Here is a 16524-nt window from a genome sequence, read left to right on the forward strand (position 1 = left end):
GACACCGGCCACGGCTGAAGCCGTGGCCGCCTGTGTCCAGGCCCGAACTGACATCGAGGCACAAAACGGTGCACCATTGTCTCTGTGACTCATAGCGACCTCCCTTCCACTCCATCGGGCAGCAGCCATGAACCGAGTCTTGATGCCGATCGGCTCATGCAACAGTCCGGCGTCGTACTGCACCTGGGGCGACTCATGCTCGCCGCCGGTGCCGGCTCCTACCGCATCAAGTCCTCCATGGCCAGAGCCGCCTCGGCGGTCGGTCTTGACCGTCACGAGGCGACTGTGACGATGACCGAGATCGTCACTTCGTCCTACGTCGGCAACCGTTTCCGCACCGAGGCCTGTGAGGTGCGTTGGGTCGGCGTCAATGTCGACCGCTTGGAGGCACTGCGCAGGATCGTCCACGATCTGCGTGCACACGAGACCGTTGAGCATCTCGAGGCCAAGCTTGAACAGGTCGAGAAGATGCACGGCCGCTATAACGTCTTCGCCAACGCCGCAGCATCGGGTGTGGCCTGTGCCGGATTCTGCTTCCTCAACAAGGGCGGTTGGGTCGAGTGCCTCACGGTGCTCGTCGCGGCATTCCTGGGACAGCTCATTCGCAGGCAGATGCTTGAGCGTCACTACCAGCACTTCTTCACCTGGCTCGTGTGCGGCGTCGCGGCGTCGGGCACCTACATGGGCGTCGTCACCGCGCTGAACGCTTCTGGTGTGGTGTCAGGAAACCACCAGGGCGGCATTATCTCTGCGATCCTCTTCCTCATCCCGGGTTTCCCGATGGTCACCGCTATGCTTGACCTGTTCCGACAAGACTTCTCTTCGTCCCTCTCGCGCAGCGCCTACGTCCTCATGGTCATGGCTGCAGCGGGCGTCGCCGTCTGGACCGTGACCTTCGTCTTCCGTTGGGATGTTGCAGCGGCCAGCGACGCCACTCTTGATGGACCTCTTCTCTACCTTCTGCGGTGCTTCTGCTCCTTTATCGCCGCCTACGGATTCGCCATGCTGTTCAATGCAGGCGTGAAGGCCAGCATGCTGGCTGCGGTGGTCGGGGCCCTGGCCAATACCGGCAGACTGCTTCTCATTGACGTCTTCCACGTGCCATGGCAGCTCGCGGTGGGACTGGCTGCGGTCACGATTGGGCTGCTCGCCCAGCTCTTCGTCTCCCGCGCGTCCCTGTCCCGGGTAGCTCTTTCCGTTCCCGCTGTGGTCATCATGATCCCCGGGGTTCCCTTCTACAGGGCTATCTCTGCGCTCAACACGCTCTCTGTGGACAAAGGGGGCGTCGACGTCGGTGACGCGGCTACGAACCTGGCTGAGGTCTTCTTTGTCATTACGGCTATCGGCGTCGGTCTCGCTTTGGCGCGCATCATCACCGACCACAACTGGCGCCACGACGTGGCCACCTCGGAGCACATCACGCTGCCTCGCACACACGTTGAGGCGGCGGAGCAGCCTCTGGAGGACTGACGTTCGGTCTGCAGGCTCCCAGTTGAACAATGGTGGCCCGCCGCTGACATTCAGCGACGGGCCACCATCGATGATGCGAGACCGGTGAGCCTGCGGTGAGCGGGTCACAGCCCGCCGAGGACCTGCGCGATGAAGATCTTGACGATCATGGCCACGGGATAGACCATCGCGTACCCCAGCGCCACTCGGGGGTCGGCACCAGTGCGCTCGTTGGCGAAGGCCAGAATCGCCGGCTGGGTCTGGGCGCCACCGATGAGACCGGACAGGCGAGTGCCACCCATCTTGACGATCCAGCGCATGGAGGCGTAAATCCCTAGCCCCACAATGGTGGTGACGACGAAGCCGGTGACGAAGATCCTCCACCAGTCACCACCGGTGAACGCGTGCGCGATCTCCCCACCGGCCTTCGTGCCCGCCTGGGCCAGGAAGACCAGGAGTCCGAACTCCGAGAGCACCGCCGTCGCGGTGAAGGGCATGGCGGTCACGAACTTCCCGATGCGGCCAATGCGCCCGAAGATGAGCCCGACCAGGAGTGTTCCGGCTGCCGACCCGATGGAGAAAGTGGCGCCGGTGGGCGTGAGGAACTTCCACTCACCGATGACGATGCCCAGTGCCATCCCCAGCCCCAGTGCCACCGGGTTGATGGAGGACAGGCCGCGCGAGGAGTCGCCGAAGTACGTGGAGATCTCCTTCATGCGTCCGGTCGGGCCGACGACGCGCACCCGGTCTCCCTGCTGCAGCACCAGATCCGGGGTGCCCACCATGTCCACGTCGCCGCGGCGCACCCGCGAGATCGTCGCCCCGAAACGGCTGTCGATATCCAGCTCACCGATGGTGCGTCCGGCCAGCTTCGGGTCCGAGACCGTGATCCGGCGGAAGTCGAGGTACTTGCGGTCCTCGATGAGTGAGTGCGACGAGCCGTGGCCCACCGCCTTGATCGCCTGATTGACGGCGTCCTGGGTGCCGACGACGGTGATGAGATCGTCCTTGTACAGCCGGTCGTCATTCTTCGGTCGGGTGATCGGGCCCTTCTCGCCCCGACGCAGACGAGAGAATCGCAGCTGCCCTGAGATGGTCTCAACGATGTTGCCCAGGAGCGGGCCGTCCTCGCGCTCCACCCGGATGGTGCGGTTGATGAGCGGGGAGGGAGTGTCCTTGTCGCTGCGCCGGTAGCGCAGCGCCAGCAGGCAGAAGAACAGCATACCGATGACGCCGTAGAGGTAGGTGACGGCATAGGCCACCGTGGCCTCATCCGGCCCGAGCTTGTCGCCGGCCGTGGCGGCGGCGTTACCGGCTGCGGCCAGGGCGGGCGTGTTCGTGACGGCACCGGCGAAGGCTCCCGCGATCATCGCCGCCTTGAGCCCGAGGAGACGCCCCACGCCCACGGCCGCCAGGGCCGCGACGCCCAGAACGCCCAGGAGGATCGCCAACGGCCCGCCGGCGGTTCGGATGACGTGGAAGAAGTTCGGTCCGGACTGGATGCCGATGGCGAAGGTGAAGATCGCCAGCCCCAGTGCTCCCAGGTCCTTGTGAACCTCAATGGGGGTGGAGGCGGACGCTCCCCAGGCCGCCAACGCGATGCCGCTGAACAGGACGGCCGCCGCACCCAGGCTCACGCCCTTGATCTTGATGTGCCCGAGCAGCATCCCGGCGCCGACCAGGAGGAACAGGACGAGAACCGCGTTCTTGGACAAGTGGTACAGGATATTGGCGTGCGCCAGCTTCCAGATCAGCAGGGCGGTACTGCCGATCAGGAGGGCCGTCGCCGGGACACGTATGCTCCTGCGCCTGGCGCGCCAGAGCAGCAGCCCGGAGCCAACCATGAGCAGGACGATGACAACCGGGTTGTCCAACAGATAGTCCAGGACCATAGCCACGTCGCTAGTGCCGCCTTCCGTGTCGCCGCTGAAAGTGACGCAGCGGACGTTTTGTCAGGAGTAATAGGAGCATTGTGTCATCTCCACCTGCACTGATGGCGTACCAAGGTCCGTGATCCGCGAGGGAGTGGAGAAGCCCCTCGCGTGGAGAACGGTCATGCCACCGGATCCGTGATTCCACGATGTGAGATTGTGGCCGTCTCATTATGACTCTGTGCGGAGACTGATCTAACGTTCATTACCCGGCAGGTCGCCGGGCAGTAGGCACGGAGAAGGAGAGCGAGTGATGACATGCGATGACGCTCCCGCACGTCAGGGCCAACAGGTCATGACAGGCGCCCAGGCTCTGGTGCGCGCGCTGGAGGAGCTAGGCGTCACAGACATCTTCGGGATGCCGGGCGGCGCCATCCTGCCCTTCTATGACCCCCTGCTCGCCTCGACGAAGATCCGCCACGTCCTGGTGCGTCACGAACAGGGCGCTGGCCATGCCGCCGAGGGCTATGCCATGGTCACCGGTCGCCCCGGGGTGTGTGTCGTCACGTCCGGTCCCGGAGCCACCAACCTCATCACCCCCATCGGTGACGCCCACATGGACTCGGTGCCCATGCTGGCCATCACCGGGCAGGTCGGAAGCCGTGGAATCGGGACGGACGCCTTCCAGGAGGCCGATATCGTCGGTGCCACGATGCCCTTCGTCAAGCACTCCTTCCTCATCACCCGTGCCGAGGACATCGTCCCGCGCGTGGCTGAGGCCTTCCACATCGCCTCAACCGGGCGCCCCGGCCCGGTCCTCATTGACATCTCCAAGGATGCCCAGGAGGGGGCCACCGAGTTCGTGTGGCCCCCGGCCCGAGACCTTCCCGGCTACCGCCTGCCGGGCAAGCCCAACCAGCGGCGCCTGGCTCAGGCCGCCGAGGTGATCTCTGCAGCCGAGCGACCCGTCCTCTACCTCGGTGGTGGCTTGAGCCGGGCGCAGGTTCCCACCGAGGAGCTCGCCAAGCTCATCGAGCTCATCGGAGCACCCTTCGTCACCACTCTGACCGCCCTGGACGTTATGCCCAGTGAGCACCCGCTCAACCTGGGGATGCCGGGCATGCACGGCACTGTGGCCGCTGTCGGGGCGCTGCAGCGGGCCGACCTCGTCGTCTGCCTGGGAGCCCGCTTCGACGACCGGGTCACCGGTAGACCGGACACCTTCGCCACCAAGGCCTCGGTGATCCACGTCGACGTCGACCCCGCCGAGATCTCCAAGATCCGCACCGCCGACGTCCCGATCGTCGGGGACCTGGTCGACGTCGTTCCCGCACTGAGCGCCGAGCTCCGCGACCACGTCGCCGCCGAGGGGCGGGCGGACATCGCCCCGTGGCGCAGCGAGGTCGAGCGCATCCAGTCCACTTACCCCACGGACTGGACCGATACCGACGACGGGCTGCTCCAGCCTCAGGAGGTCATCACCCATCTCGACCGGGCCGCCTCCGAGGACACCATCTGGGTCACGGGCGTGGGTCAGCACCAGATGTGGGCAGCCCACTACCTCACTTTCCGCCACCCTCACACCTGGCTCACCTCAGCCGGCGCCGGCACCATGGGATACGGCCTGCCCGCCGCCATGGGCGCCAAGGAGGCCCGCCCCGACCGGCCGGTGTGGCTCATCGACGGAGACGGCTGCTTCCAGATGACCAACCAGGAGCTGGCCACCTGCACCCTCAACAACATCCCCATCAAGGTCGCCATCATCAACAACTCCTCGCTGGGGATGGTGCGGCAGTGGCAGACGTTGTTCTACGGGCAGCGCTACTCCAACACCGATCTGCATACCGGTGCCGGAACGGCACGCATCCCCGACTTCGTCACCATGGCCGAGGCCTACGGGGCCGTGGGACTGCGCTGCGAGCGCCTGGAGGACTTAGATGACGTCATCGCCCAGGCCAACGCCATCAACGACCGCCCCGTCGTCGTCGACTTCATCGTCTCCGCGGACGCCCAGGTGTGGCCCATGGTCGCGGCCGGGGTGTCCAACGACGAGATCCAGCACGCCCGCGGCATGAGCCCGGTGTGGGAAGAGGAGTGAGCGCCGTGAGTGAGAAGCACACGCTGTCCGTCCTGGTGGAGAACAAGCCTGGCGTCCTGACCCGGGTCTCGGCGCTGTTCACGCGCCGGGGCTTCAACATCCACTCCCTGGCCGTGGGGCCCACCGAGCACGAGGACATCTCGCGCATCACGGTGATCGCCGATGCCGAGGGACTGGCCATGGAGCAGGTCACCAAGCAGCTCAACAAGCTGGTCAACGTCCTCAAGATCGTCGAGCTCGACCCCGACACCTCGGTCGAGCGCGAGCTCTACCTCATCAAGGTGCACGCCGATGATGCCAACCGCACGGCGGTGCTCCAGGTCGTCGACCTGTTCCGCGCGCACGTCGTGGACGTCGCCCCCACGTCGGTGGTCATCGAGACCATCGGCTCAGAATCCAAGGTCAAGGCTCTGCTGACGGCACTCCAGCCGTACGGCGTCAAAGAGATTGTCCAGTCCGGTGCCGTGGCGATCACGCGCGGCCCACGATCCATCACCGATCAACTCAAGGAGAAGTGAGAAGCAATCATGGCAGCTGAGAAGTTCTACGACGACGACGCCGACCTGTCCGTCATCCAGTCCAAGAAGGTCGCCGTCATCGGATACGGTTCCCAGGGGCACGCTCACGCTCTGAACCTGCGCGACTCCGGCGTCGAGGTCGTGGTCGGCCTGCGAGAAGGATCTTCCTCGGTGGCCAAGGCGGAGGAGATGGGCCTGCCCGTCAAGCCGATCGCCGAGGCCGTCGCCTGGGCCGATGTCGTCACCGTCCTGGCCCCCGACCAGGTGCAGGCCGCCCTCTACCGCGAGGAGATCGAGCCGAACATCAAGGCCGGCTCCACCCTCCTGTTCTCCCACGGCTTCAACATCCACTTCGGTTACATCAAGCCGTCCGCGGACATCGATGTCGTCATGGTGGCCCCCAAGGGGCCCGGTCACACCGTGCGCCGCGAGTTCGAGGCCGGCCGGGGTGTGCCCGTGCTCGTCTGCGTGGAGCAGGACGCCAGCGGCACTGCCTGGGACCTTGTGCTGTCCTATGCCAAGGCCATCGGCGGCACCCGCGCCGGCGCCATCAAGACCACCTTCCGCGAGGAGACTGAGACCGACCTCTTCGGCGAGCAGACTGTCCTGTGCGGTGGCGTCTCCAAGCTCATCCAGTACGGCTTCGAGACCCTGGTCGAGGCCGGCTACCAGCCCGAGATGGCCTACTTCGAGGTCTGCCACGAGATGAAGCTCATCGTCGACCTCATCAACGAGGGCGGCATCTCCAAGCAGCGCTGGTCCTGCTCCGACACCGCCGAGTACGGCGACTACGTCTCCGGTCCGCGCGTCATCACCCCCGAGGTCAAGGAGCACATGAAGGAGGTCCTCGCCGACATTCAGGACGGGACCTTCGCCAAGCGCTTCATGGACGACCAGGCCGCCGGCGCCCCGGAGTTCAAGAAGCTCCGCGCCGAGGGCGAGGCGCACCCCATCGAGGCCACCGGCCGTGAGGTGCGTTCCATGTTCGCCTGGCGCGCCGACGTCGACAAGGACTACACCGAGGGTTCCGTGGCCCGCTGATGGAGTAGATGGCCGTGCCGTACGGCAGATTACTGTAGGCCTACCAGCGTATCCAGGCTGGTAGGCCTACAGTTGTCATGGACACAAGTATATTGTGTAGATTACACTTAATCTTGCGGTAGTATCAGGGGAGGACATTTCTATGCTTACGCGCTTTGAAGTATCGGGGTTTAAGAATCTTAATGACGTTGTCGTAGAATTTGGACCTTTCACCTGCGTCGCAGGACCAAATGCCGTCGGGAAGTCAAACTTATTCGATGCAATTCGTTTTCTTTCGGGTCTTGCGGACAGTACATTTACGGAGGTGTGCGCCGGGGTCCGTTCCGTGGAGAAGGGGTACTCCAGCAATCTAGGATCCTTATTCCCTGAGACTGTAATGTGGTGGGGGGGGCGAGAGCTTTCGTTTAGCTGCCGAAATGATTGTCCCCGGAAAAGTTGTTGATGACTTCGGTCAAGAAGTTTCTCCAGCAAGAAGTTATTTACGCTATGAGCTGGAGTTCAAGATTGAGCGAGATTCGAATGGTGTTTCGGGTAATGCTCGCTTACGTTTGGAGAATGAGAAACTTCAGCATGTGCGCATAAAGGAGCGTCCATTTTATTTCAAGGCTCATCCATGCTTGAAGAAATATTTGACTGGGTCAACTAAGCCTAAAGACTACATGACGCTTCACTCGAAGGAAGATCGCCCATACGTGTCGGTTCCTTTCGAGAAAAGTGGTCGTCCGAGGCAGATACCTATTGCGGATGCTCCAAGGACCATACTTTCTTCTCTAGCTTCAGCTGAGTATCCCACTCTACTTGCGGCCAAAACAGAGATGGTTTCGTGGCGCTTCATGGCGCTGGAGCCCACTGCGATGCGTGCTCCTGATGAGAGGATGGAGACTCGTCCAATTGATGCCGCTGGAGCGCATGTCCCGGCTTCTCTCTACCGGCAATCAGTTGCTGATGGAAATCAAGAGGTGTATCGGCTCTTATCTAATGATGTCGGCGAGTTAGTTGACATCAAGCAATTGCGTGTCGTCGAAGATAATGTTCGGCAGACACTTGAGCTACGTGCTCAAGTCGGAGGTGCGCCCGAGTTGCCTGCTCGTTCTCTGTCTGATGGTACGTTGAGGTTCCTCACTCTTGCTGCTATGGCATATTCGCCAGGGTATATTGGATTGCTGGGGATGGAAGAACCTGAAAATGGGATACATCCGGCAAAAATTCGCGCAATGCTTGATCTTCTGCTACGCCTTTCTCGGCCCAGGAATGGTTGTTTGAGTCAAGTTCTTATCAATACGCATTCTCCGTATCTTGTCCAAGGCGTATTGGAAGAAGGTGCCGATAAAGTGTTGTGTGCGGTTGCCTGGCGTCGTCAGAATAAAGGTGGGGGAGAACTGGTGTCGACATCATTTCATCCACTTCAGGATACTTGGAGATCTGAAAGACCTGGGGATTCGGAGGAGACTCTTCGGTCGCAGGCTCCGGTGTCTAAGTCGAAGTTGTTTGCATTTCTCAAGAGTCCTTCGAGCTGGGCGGAGTGCGAATCGTGAGTGACTGGTGGAGCTGCGGGTTCGTGGGTGAAGGAACTTCCGATGATGCTCTTGTAGATGTTCTTGGGAGGCTCACAATGAGTCTGCGTCCGGGTGACGACATCGACGTCTCTAAGCATCATTGGATTGAAAGACCCTCTGATCGCTCGGTGAAGGGCAAGGTTGAGGCATTGAGAACCGAGCCTTATGACTTGATATTTATTCACCGTGACTCCGATGCTATGGGGTGGGAACCACGAGCAAAGGAGATTCTGGGGTGCTGTGATGAGAGAGTGGTCCCTGTAATTGCTGTTAGGATGACAGAGGCTTGGGCAATTGCACATCTCTGGTCTAACGGGGAGTTTCGTGGCTGGGCGAAATCTAAAGGAGTTAGCCTGAAGGCAATTGAGAGTCAAGCCGATCCCATAAGGTTATTGAGAGAGCATTGTAGCCGTAACTTACGGGAGTTGATTCCTGAAGCCGAGTTTGGGTATGAGCGGGCTCGCATTATAAAGAGTATCGATATTGATGGTTGTGTCTCGGAGCTGAAGGCTTGGAAGAAGCTGTGTGAGCAAATAAAGGAAGCCATGGTGAGAGTCAAGCCTTATATTGCATGGGTAAACTAGTTTAATTGAACTTGGGTGTTATCGAGGCTTATTCGCGGCATCCGCCGAAGGTGCTGTGACCTGCGCAGATGCCAGCGTCGGCTAGCTCTGTGAATAAGCCTCATCGAGCTTGTGACGCTGGAGGCGAACGGCAAGGGCAACCAGCGCCATCACCGCGCCCATGAGACCCACGAGAAGCGCGGCGCCGCGTCCAGGTCCGGTGCCGACGACGGCCCCCAGGCCGGTGGACAGTGGCTGTCCGGACTCCAGCAGGGGCTGAAGCACCCGGTCGACCAGCACCCCGGAGCACAGATAGGCCACCAGGTATCCCATCTGGGTGACCAGACTGATAGTGCCCCAGGTGCGTGCCTGCCGAGTGTTGTCGACCTGCGTGCGCACCAGTACCTCCGCCCCAGCCTGGGACAGGGGTAGACAGGCGAAGGTGAGAAACCCGCAGGCGGCCACCCACCAGGCTCCAGGTCCCAGAGGGACCAGCACCATGGCGACACCGGTCCCGGCCAGCCCTGCGGCGAGCAACGTCGTGGGCTGAGCGCTCTTCCAGGCGGTGACCAGGGCCGCGCCCACAAGCATGCCGGCGGCTGCGACAGTCTCGACCACCCCCATCTCGGCGGTACTCACGGTGGGTAGGAGAATCGGCTTGATGAGGACCTGGATGACGCCGATAGCGAGGGTCGCCAGCGTCATGAGAACCACGAGGGTGCGCAGGCCGGGAGAGGCGGTGATGGTTCTCCAGCCCGCCAGGACGTCGTGGTCGTCACCGGGCTGGGCCGCTGCGCGTCGCGACGCACCTGCTGCCAGAGCCCGGCGCACTGTCATGGTGCACCCCACGGTGACCAGGCAGGTGCTGGCGTCCAGCAGGAGGAGGCCCCGGACGCCGACGAGCGGCATGAGGAACCCTGCCGCGGCCGGAGCCAGCAGGTACTTCGCCGCGGATGCCAGCTGAAGCAGTCCGGAGGAGCGCACGTAGTCCTCCTCGGTCACCAGGTCAGTGACGCTCGCCCGCAGCGCCGGCTCTGTGAGCGCCGCCAGGCAGGAGGAGATGACAGCCCCCGCGCAGACCCAGGCCAAGGACGGCCGGGGAGAGGACAGGGCCGCCAGGATGATGCCCAGGCCGAGGATCGAGCCGGCGTCGCCGATGATCATCATGAGGCGGCGGTCGTAGCGGTCTGCGAGGGCCCCGGCCAAGGGCGCCAGAAGAACAATGGGGGCGAAGGCGCTCATCTGGACGGCCGCCACTGAGGAGGCCGTTCCGTAGGTGCGCAGTATGACGACGGCCAGGCCGAAGGCGCTCAGCCCCGTTCCCAGCGAGTTGATGAAGGAGCCCAGGACCAGTAGTCCAACGTGCTTCACTGTTCTGCCTCCATCAGGAAGCCGAGGCTGCCGGGCTGAGCGCCCAGAAGCGTCTCGGTCGCCCAGATGAGACTCTCGCGGCGGCGGGCGAGCTCAGCGTGACTGGGCTTCATGATGTCGTGGTCCAGGAGGATGCCCGAGGCGCTCAGCAGCAGCTCGACGGCGTCATGGGGGCGCTCGGTGGTGAAGATCCCCTCGCTCACCCCCTGGGTGATGACCTCGGCCAGGACCGGAGTGAGGTGCTCGATCATTGCCGTGATGGACAGCAGGTGGAACTCCGCGTTGCCCGGCGCGTGGAACTGGTCGACGAGCTCGGTCTCGGTGTCCACCAGCTGCATCGCGTTCATGATCGCCGCGAGCTTGTCGGCCGCCGGGGCCGATGAGGCGGCGATCTCGCGGGCCTGCTGCTCGACCTGGCAGACGATGCGCAGGACCAGGGCCTTGAGGATCTGCTCCTTGCTGGGGAAGTGGTAGTAGAGCGTGCCCTTGGCGATGCCCACGATTCCCAGGATGTCCTCCATGGTCGTGGGTTGAAAGCCTTTGGTGGTGAACAGGGTGTGGGCGGCGTCGAGAATCTCCTCACGACGTTGCGCGGCAGGCCGGTGGATACGCGGCATGGCTCCTCCTTGGTGTATTGGTAAGAGAGTAACCGACTGTCGGTCGAAACGCGAGTACGGGTTTCCGTGATGCGGACGTCTCGTCTCGCATCCTGATCGTGCCCTAAGGTGGCCCCATGACGCAGACCATCAAGCTGGCAGTAATTCCGGGTGACGGCATCGGTAAGGAGGTCGTCCCCGAGGGGCTCAAGGTCCTCGAACGAGCGCTGGAGGGAACCGGGGTCACGGTCCGTCCCACTGCCTTCGACCTAGGGGCTGAGCGCTGGCACCGGACCGGCCAGACCCTCACCGACGAGGATCTCGAGGCCATCAAGACCCATGACGCCATCCTGCTGGGAGCTGTCGGCGATCCCTCCGTCCCCTCTGGCGTGCTCGAGCGCGGCCTGCTCCTGCGCCTGCGCTTCGCCCTGGACCACTACGTCAACCTGCGTCCTTCGGTCTACTACCCGGGCGTGCCGACTCCGCTGGCCGATCCCGGCGACATCGACTTCGTCGTGGTGCGCGAGGGCACCGAGGGCCTGTACTGCGGCAACGGCGGCGTCGTGCGCCAGGGCACGGCGCACGAGATCGCCACCGAGGTCAGCGTCAACACGGCGTACGGGGTGGAGCGCCTGGTCCGCTACGCCTTCGCCAAGGCCCGGTCCAGGGCGGCCAAGCACCTCACCCTCGTCCACAAGCACAATGTGCTTGTCCACGCCGGCGACCTGTGGCGGCGCACCGTGGAGGCCGTCAGCACCGAGTATCCCGAGGTCGCCGTCGACTACTGCCACGTGGACGCTGCCACCATCTACATGGTGACCGACCCGGGCCGCTTCGACGTCATCGTCACCGACAACCTCTTCGGCGACATCCTCACCGATGAGGCCGGTGCCGTCACCGGCGGCATCGGCTTGTCGGCCTCAGGCAACATCAACCCCGAGAGGGCCTTCCCCTCCATGTTCGAGCCCGTCCACGGCTCGGCCCCGGACATTGCCGGTCAGGGCAAGGCGGACCCGACTGCCACGATCAGCGCGGTGGCCCTCATGCTCGACCACCTGGGGCTTCCCGAGGCCGCTGCGAGGGTCGAGACCGGAGTCACTGCGGACATGGCGACCCGGCGCGGCGGCGCCCAGCGCTCCACCAGCCAGATCGGTGACGCCATCGCCGAGGCAGTGACGGCCAGGGCGGATACGTCATCGCATTGAGACCTCATGGCCCTCTTCGTGTCCGGAGCGTGACCGCAGTACACGAGCGGGTCGTTACATTCCGAGTATGTCGTTACGCGGTCCCCGACGTCGGATAGCCACCTGCCTCCTGCTCGCCGGTCTCACCGGCCTGTGCGGGTGCGACGCCCTGACTGACGCCCCGCTGACCGACTCCGAGATGTCCGCCTTCCTGGCTGAGGCGGACTCGCGTGCCACCCGATCGCGGGGGCAAGCCTTCCAGGTGACCGTGGTGGCGGCGGCGGATCAACGCTCCACCATTGCAGTGGCCCTGTCGCTCTCCCGGGGCCGGAGCGAGGCCGCTGCGGAGGCCGCGACGCTGGCCACCAGGGTCGGAGCCATCGCAGGCGACCTGAGCGAGGCGGAGTCCACCGGTCTTGAGAGCAAGAGGACGGCGCTCGACCAGGCGATTGAGGGCGAGGACGTCGAGGCGATCACGACAGCGCTCACGGACCTTCGTGACGCTGTGGCTGCGGCCGAGTCCGCGGTCTCGGCCCGGCGTTCCTCGGCGGGGCAGGACCAGGCGGCTCCGTCCACGCAGGAGAGCCAGCTGGGAGCACCCGGCGGGGCAGAGACAGGCGAGCCCGCAGGGGACGGCGAGTCCGCAGAGGCGGATCGGGAGGCGGACCAACCAGGGGAGGGGGAGTCCGAGTCCCCCGCTCAGGTCGGTGCCCCGCCCGGCACCGAGCCATCGGGGCCCCAGGACTCCGCTGAACCGGCGCAGGCCCCGCCTCCTTCTCAGGGGGAGCACTCTCAGGAGCCGTGAAGAGACGGGCTCACCCAGTGGCGGAGGCCGCCGGCGTCTCAGACCCGGGTACCCTCGTGGGCCAGCGGGACTGACCCGACAGACCGCCCACGGCGACGCCGCGAAGAAAGGCGACCCATGCCGCCTCATCGAAGGCCCCCTGCTGGCAGACCTGTGTCACCGACAGGGCCGCGCCGTCGGCCGACCACACCCGCACGAAGGTCCTCCCCGCGACCCGGGAGCCGCTGATACTGGCACTGAAGGACGTGGCGATGCCGACGTAGGGCCCAGAGCGGTTCGTCGCCGTGAGCTCCTCCTGGCCGGTTTGCCGGTAGTCCGGGTAGGTCCTGGCCAAGGAGGCGGACCAGTGCTCGGACAAGGCTCGGTCATCTCCGCCGGAGACGACCAGCGCCGGTGCGCTGCTCACCTCGGCGCTCACCTGGCATCCAGAAGTGCGCGAGGCGTAGGAGCGCGACCAGGATGCCTCCGGGAGCGACACGGTTGCGGGGCCGGAGGGGCCGGCCGGGCTGCTCGCAGAGGCGGGGGATGCGGTAGAGGCGGTGTAGCCGGGCAGGTCCGGGAAGCCGACCGTGAGCGTGGCCGCGGCCGTGGCCTGGGCGGTCGGCAGCGCAGTGGGCATCACCATCCGGGACGGGGCCGTCGAAGTGTGCGGCGCCTCGGCAGGAGACGCCGACCTCGATGCGGGCCCAGCGAGCTGATCCAGGTCCACCTGCGCGCATCCGCCCATCCCGGTCAGGAGGACGGTGCCGGCCGCCGCGCCCCGGATGAACCGGGCTCGAAGGCCTGGCCAGTGAGCGTCGACCCAGGGGCGCTGAACGGAACTCATGTCCGGAACCTAGCCCCGAGCCCGCCCGGCGGCCAGCATATGGGAAAGTCGTGTCCGAGTTGTGGCCTCGGCGGTAGGCTGGGCCTATGTCCGAGACAGACGCCACCTCAACCGACTTCGCATCCACCTCCTTGGCTCGTGCTGCCGAGGTCCCCGTCCCGGAGGCCGACCAGCTCGCAGGCCGATTCCCCCTGACCGCCAACCCCTCACCCGTCACCGAGGACGAGCGGGAGGCAGTCCTGGCGAGCCTCCATTTCGGTGACGCCTTCACCGACCACATGGCTCACGCCCGCTGGAGGCAGGGGGAGGGGTGGGGTGACTATGGCGTCATTCCCTATGGCAGTCTCAGCCTGTCCCCGGCTGCCGCCGTGCTCCACTACGGCCAGGAGATCTTCGAGGGCATCAAGGCCTACCGGCACGAGGACGGATCGGTGTGGACCTTCCGTCCCCGCTACAACGCGGCGCGCCTCAACGCCTCCGCCCGGCGCATGGCTCTGCCCGAGCTGGCGGAGGAGGACTTCGTGGCGTCCCTGGTGGATCTGGTGCGTGCCGACGCCGCCTGGGTGCCTTCAGGTGAGGGCGAGTCCCTCTACCTGCGTCCCTTCGCCTTCGCCTCCGAGGCCTTCCTCGGCGTGCGCCCCTCCTCCGTGGTCGACTACTACGTCATTGCCTCGCCCGCGGGCTCCTACTTCCCCCACGGCCTCGAGCCCGTCTCCATCTGGGTGACCACCGAGTACCACCGCGCCGGACGCGGAGGGACCGGGGCAGCCAAGACCGGGGGCAACTACGCCTCCTCCCTGCTTCCCCAGCAGGAGGCCTACGCGCAGGGCTGCGACCAGGTCTGCTTCCTCGACGACGTCTCGCAGAAGAACATCGAGGAGCTCGGCGGCATGAACATCATGGTCGTCGACGCCGACGGGACCGTGCGCACACCGCGCCTGACCGGGACGATCCTCGAGGGATCCACCCGCAGCGCCATCATCCGCCTGCTGCGCGACTCCGGGCGGAGCGTCGTGGAGGACACCATCAGCCTCCAGGGGCTGCTCGCAGACATCGAGTCGGGTCGGGTCAGTGAGGTCTTCGCCTGTGGAACCGCCGCCGTCGTCGTGCCTCTGGGGCATCTCAAGGGTGAGGGCTTCGACGCCCGCATCGAGGGCAGTGAGGTCACTCGGCAGATCCACGACCGGCTCACCGCCATTCAGTCCGGCCGCGCCGAGGACCCCTACGGGTGGATGTATCGGCTCGTTCCTCCTCGTTCATAAGACCACCGGCGATATTCCTTCTGAACGTCCAGAAAGATATTGTTGGCGTGACATGAAATGATGACAGGGAGATTGCGCCGGTCTCAGTTGCGTCTCATTTCATGAGCGTTTTGCCCGGAATTCCTAAAACCAAGGGATTCCGGGCAAAACGCTCGAGAAATATGTGGTGCCATTGGCTCATGACGCAGTCCCTCCTACCAGAACCCGAAAGCACCTCGATTGACAAGGGTGGTGCTGAAACGGCCTCATCAGAGGTCGACACGACCTCGGCGCGCAGCTCTGGCAGTGGTCGACGCCGTCCCGGACGGGGATGGAGGATCGCCCTTCTCAGTGTCCTGGCGATCTTCCTGGTTCTGACCCTGGCTGCGGGAGGCCTGGCCCTGTGGGTACGCCACTCCATCGCCTCCGGCATGGAGTTCATCGCCGATCCCTTCGCGGGCATTCCCACGCGGGCCCCGCAGCAGCAGGCGGCGGCGGGCGAGGAACCGGCCGTCAACATCCTGGTCCTGGGAACCGACTCGCGCACCTCCGCCTCCGACCCCTCCCAATGGCAGGAGGGCGCCCAGCGCACGGACGCGATCATGATCGTTCAGGTCAGCGGTGACCGTAAGACCGTCTCGGTCATGTCGATCCCCCGTGACTCCTGGGTGGAGATCCCCGGTCACGGCCAGGGCAAGATCAACGCCGCCTACTCCTACGGGGGACCCTCGCTGACGATCCACACCGTGGAGAACCTCACCGGCATCCACATCGACCACTTCGCGGTGGCGAACTTCGAGTCCTTCGTCGCGCTGACCGATGACATCGGTGGGGTGCGCGTCAACCTCAAGACGCCTCAGAGGCTCGCTGGCAAGGAGTTCGGCACGGGGACTCAGGTACTCAACGGGCAACAGGCCCTGGCCTACACCCGCGAGCGCTCCTCCCTCCCGAACGGGGACTTCGACCGTGTCAAGCGTCAGCAGACCTGGATGCGTTCCATCGTGAGCAGGGTCCTGAACAACGGCACCCTGAGCAGTCCCACGGCGCTGTACTCATTCCTCAAGACCGCCTCGCGCACAGTCGCCGTGGACGAGTCCTTCACGCTCAACCAGATGCAGTCCCTGGCCCTGGAGACACGCCACCTCCACAGCAACGACATCAAGTTCATGACCGTACCGACCTCCGGTACGGGAACCTCCGCGGACGGGCAGTCCATCGTCAAGCTCGACACCGCCGCGGACGCCCCCTTGTTCAAGGCCTTCGCCCAGGACCGGGTGAGCGCCTACCTCACCGAGCACCCCACCGCCGTCGAGCTGCTTCCCGCCACGGTGAACTAGAGGTGAGGACTCATGGCGCACGGCGCAGCGTCCCAGGGAGCTCCTCGTGGGGCGCGTACAGATGCATG

General features: G+C 64.6%; 15 protein-coding genes. 11 read left to right on the forward strand and 4 right to left on the reverse strand.

The window, feature by feature from the left end; all coding sequences use genetic code 11:
* The first annotated feature begins 84 nt into the window (after nucleotides 1-84).
* Nucleotides 85-1470 carry a threonine/serine exporter family protein gene (locus RIV14_RS08895; protein WP_075371672.1) on the forward strand — a complete coding sequence of 462 codons (1386 nt, stop codon included), beginning with the start codon at nucleotides 85-87 and terminating at the stop codon, nucleotides 1468-1470.
* A 104-nt stretch (nucleotides 1471-1574) separates the two neighbouring features.
* Here the strand turns inward: RIV14_RS08895 and RIV14_RS08900 are convergent, their stop codons facing one another.
* The gene (locus RIV14_RS08900) at nucleotides 1575-3341 is read right to left on the reverse strand and encodes an aspartate:alanine exchanger family transporter (protein WP_256699059.1); all 1767 of its coding nucleotides are present in this window, start codon (nucleotides 3339-3341) and stop codon (nucleotides 1575-1577) included.
* Between the two features lie 292 nt (nucleotides 3342-3633).
* Between RIV14_RS08900 and RIV14_RS08905 the strand changes: the two genes are divergently transcribed.
* The 6 genes from RIV14_RS08905 to RIV14_RS08925 all read left to right on the forward strand — a co-directional run bounded on the left by RIV14_RS08905 (nucleotide 3634) and on the right by RIV14_RS08925 (nucleotide 9117).
* Nucleotides 3634-5418: an acetolactate synthase large subunit gene (locus RIV14_RS08905; protein ID WP_075371673.1), complete on the forward strand. Its 1785-nt coding sequence runs from the start codon at nucleotides 3634-3636 to the stop codon at nucleotides 5416-5418.
* Nucleotides 5419-5423: 5 nt separating this feature from the next.
* The gene (gene ilvN, locus RIV14_RS08910; RefSeq protein WP_003784785.1) at nucleotides 5424-5936 is read left to right on the forward strand and encodes an acetolactate synthase small subunit; all 513 of its coding nucleotides are present in this window, start codon (nucleotides 5424-5426) and stop codon (nucleotides 5934-5936) included.
* 9 nt (nucleotides 5937-5945) lie between these two features.
* Nucleotides 5946-6977, forward strand: a complete 1032-nt coding sequence (gene ilvC, locus RIV14_RS08915; protein ID WP_070661795.1) for a ketol-acid reductoisomerase — start codon at nucleotides 5946-5948, stop codon at nucleotides 6975-6977.
* A gap of 142 nt (nucleotides 6978-7119) precedes the next feature.
* Nucleotides 7120-7419, forward strand: coding sequence for an AAA family ATPase (locus tag RIV14_RS13750; RefSeq protein ID WP_075371674.1), 300 nt, complete (start codon nucleotides 7120-7122; stop codon nucleotides 7417-7419).
* Nucleotides 7394-8512, forward strand: a complete 1119-nt coding sequence (locus RIV14_RS08920; RefSeq protein ID WP_081381784.1) for an AAA family ATPase — start codon at nucleotides 7394-7396, stop codon at nucleotides 8510-8512. The genes RIV14_RS13750 and RIV14_RS08920 overlap by 26 nt, the downstream gene beginning before the upstream one ends.
* Before the next feature lie 23 nt (nucleotides 8513-8535).
* Complete coding sequence (locus RIV14_RS08925; RefSeq protein ID WP_143224173.1) at nucleotides 8536-9117, forward strand: hypothetical protein; 582 nt, start codon at nucleotides 8536-8538, stop codon at nucleotides 9115-9117.
* A gap of 81 nt (nucleotides 9118-9198) precedes the next feature.
* Here RIV14_RS08925 and RIV14_RS08930 read toward each other — a convergent pair whose 3' ends face one another.
* Entirely contained in the window at nucleotides 9199-10467 is a 1269-nt protein-coding gene (locus tag RIV14_RS08930) for an MFS transporter (RefSeq protein ID WP_075371676.1), read from the reverse strand.
* The gene (locus tag RIV14_RS08935) at nucleotides 10464-11084 is read right to left on the reverse strand and encodes a TetR/AcrR family transcriptional regulator (protein ID WP_075371677.1); all 621 of its coding nucleotides are present in this window, start codon (nucleotides 11082-11084) and stop codon (nucleotides 10464-10466) included. The genes RIV14_RS08930 and RIV14_RS08935 overlap by 4 nt, the downstream gene beginning before the upstream one ends.
* Before the next feature lie 116 nt (nucleotides 11085-11200).
* Here RIV14_RS08935 and RIV14_RS08940 point away from each other — a divergent pair, with 116 nt between their 5' ends.
* The gene (locus RIV14_RS08940) at nucleotides 11201-12268 is read left to right on the forward strand and encodes a 3-isopropylmalate dehydrogenase (protein ID WP_075371678.1); all 1068 of its coding nucleotides are present in this window, start codon (nucleotides 11201-11203) and stop codon (nucleotides 12266-12268) included.
* Between the two features lie 67 nt (nucleotides 12269-12335).
* On the forward strand, nucleotides 12336-13052 hold the full coding sequence (locus RIV14_RS08945; protein WP_075371679.1) for a hypothetical protein: 717 nt from the start codon (nucleotides 12336-12338) through the stop codon (nucleotides 13050-13052).
* A gap of 10 nt (nucleotides 13053-13062) precedes the next feature.
* Here the strand turns inward: RIV14_RS08945 and RIV14_RS08950 are convergent, their stop codons facing one another.
* Nucleotides 13063-13878 (reverse strand): gametogenetin, encoded by an 816-nt coding sequence (locus RIV14_RS08950; protein WP_075371680.1) that lies wholly within the window; start codon nucleotides 13876-13878, stop codon nucleotides 13063-13065.
* 86 nt (nucleotides 13879-13964) lie between these two features.
* Between RIV14_RS08950 and RIV14_RS08955 the strand changes: the two genes are divergently transcribed.
* Together RIV14_RS08955 and RIV14_RS08960 are read left to right on the forward strand one after the other, a co-directional pair.
* The gene (locus RIV14_RS08955; protein WP_075371681.1) at nucleotides 13965-15140 is read left to right on the forward strand and encodes a branched-chain amino acid aminotransferase; all 1176 of its coding nucleotides are present in this window, start codon (nucleotides 13965-13967) and stop codon (nucleotides 15138-15140) included.
* A 179-nt stretch (nucleotides 15141-15319) separates the two neighbouring features.
* Nucleotides 15320-16456 carry an LCP family protein gene (locus RIV14_RS08960; protein WP_075371682.1) on the forward strand — a complete coding sequence of 379 codons (1137 nt, stop codon included), beginning with the start codon at nucleotides 15320-15322 and terminating at the stop codon, nucleotides 16454-16456.
* The last annotated feature ends 68 nt before the right edge of the window (nucleotides 16457-16524 follow it).

This window comes from Actinomyces acetigenes (assembly GCF_031296635.1).
In the GTDB taxonomy this organism is placed as follows: Bacteria; Actinomycetota; Actinomycetes; order Actinomycetales; family Actinomycetaceae; genus Actinomyces; species Actinomyces acetigenes.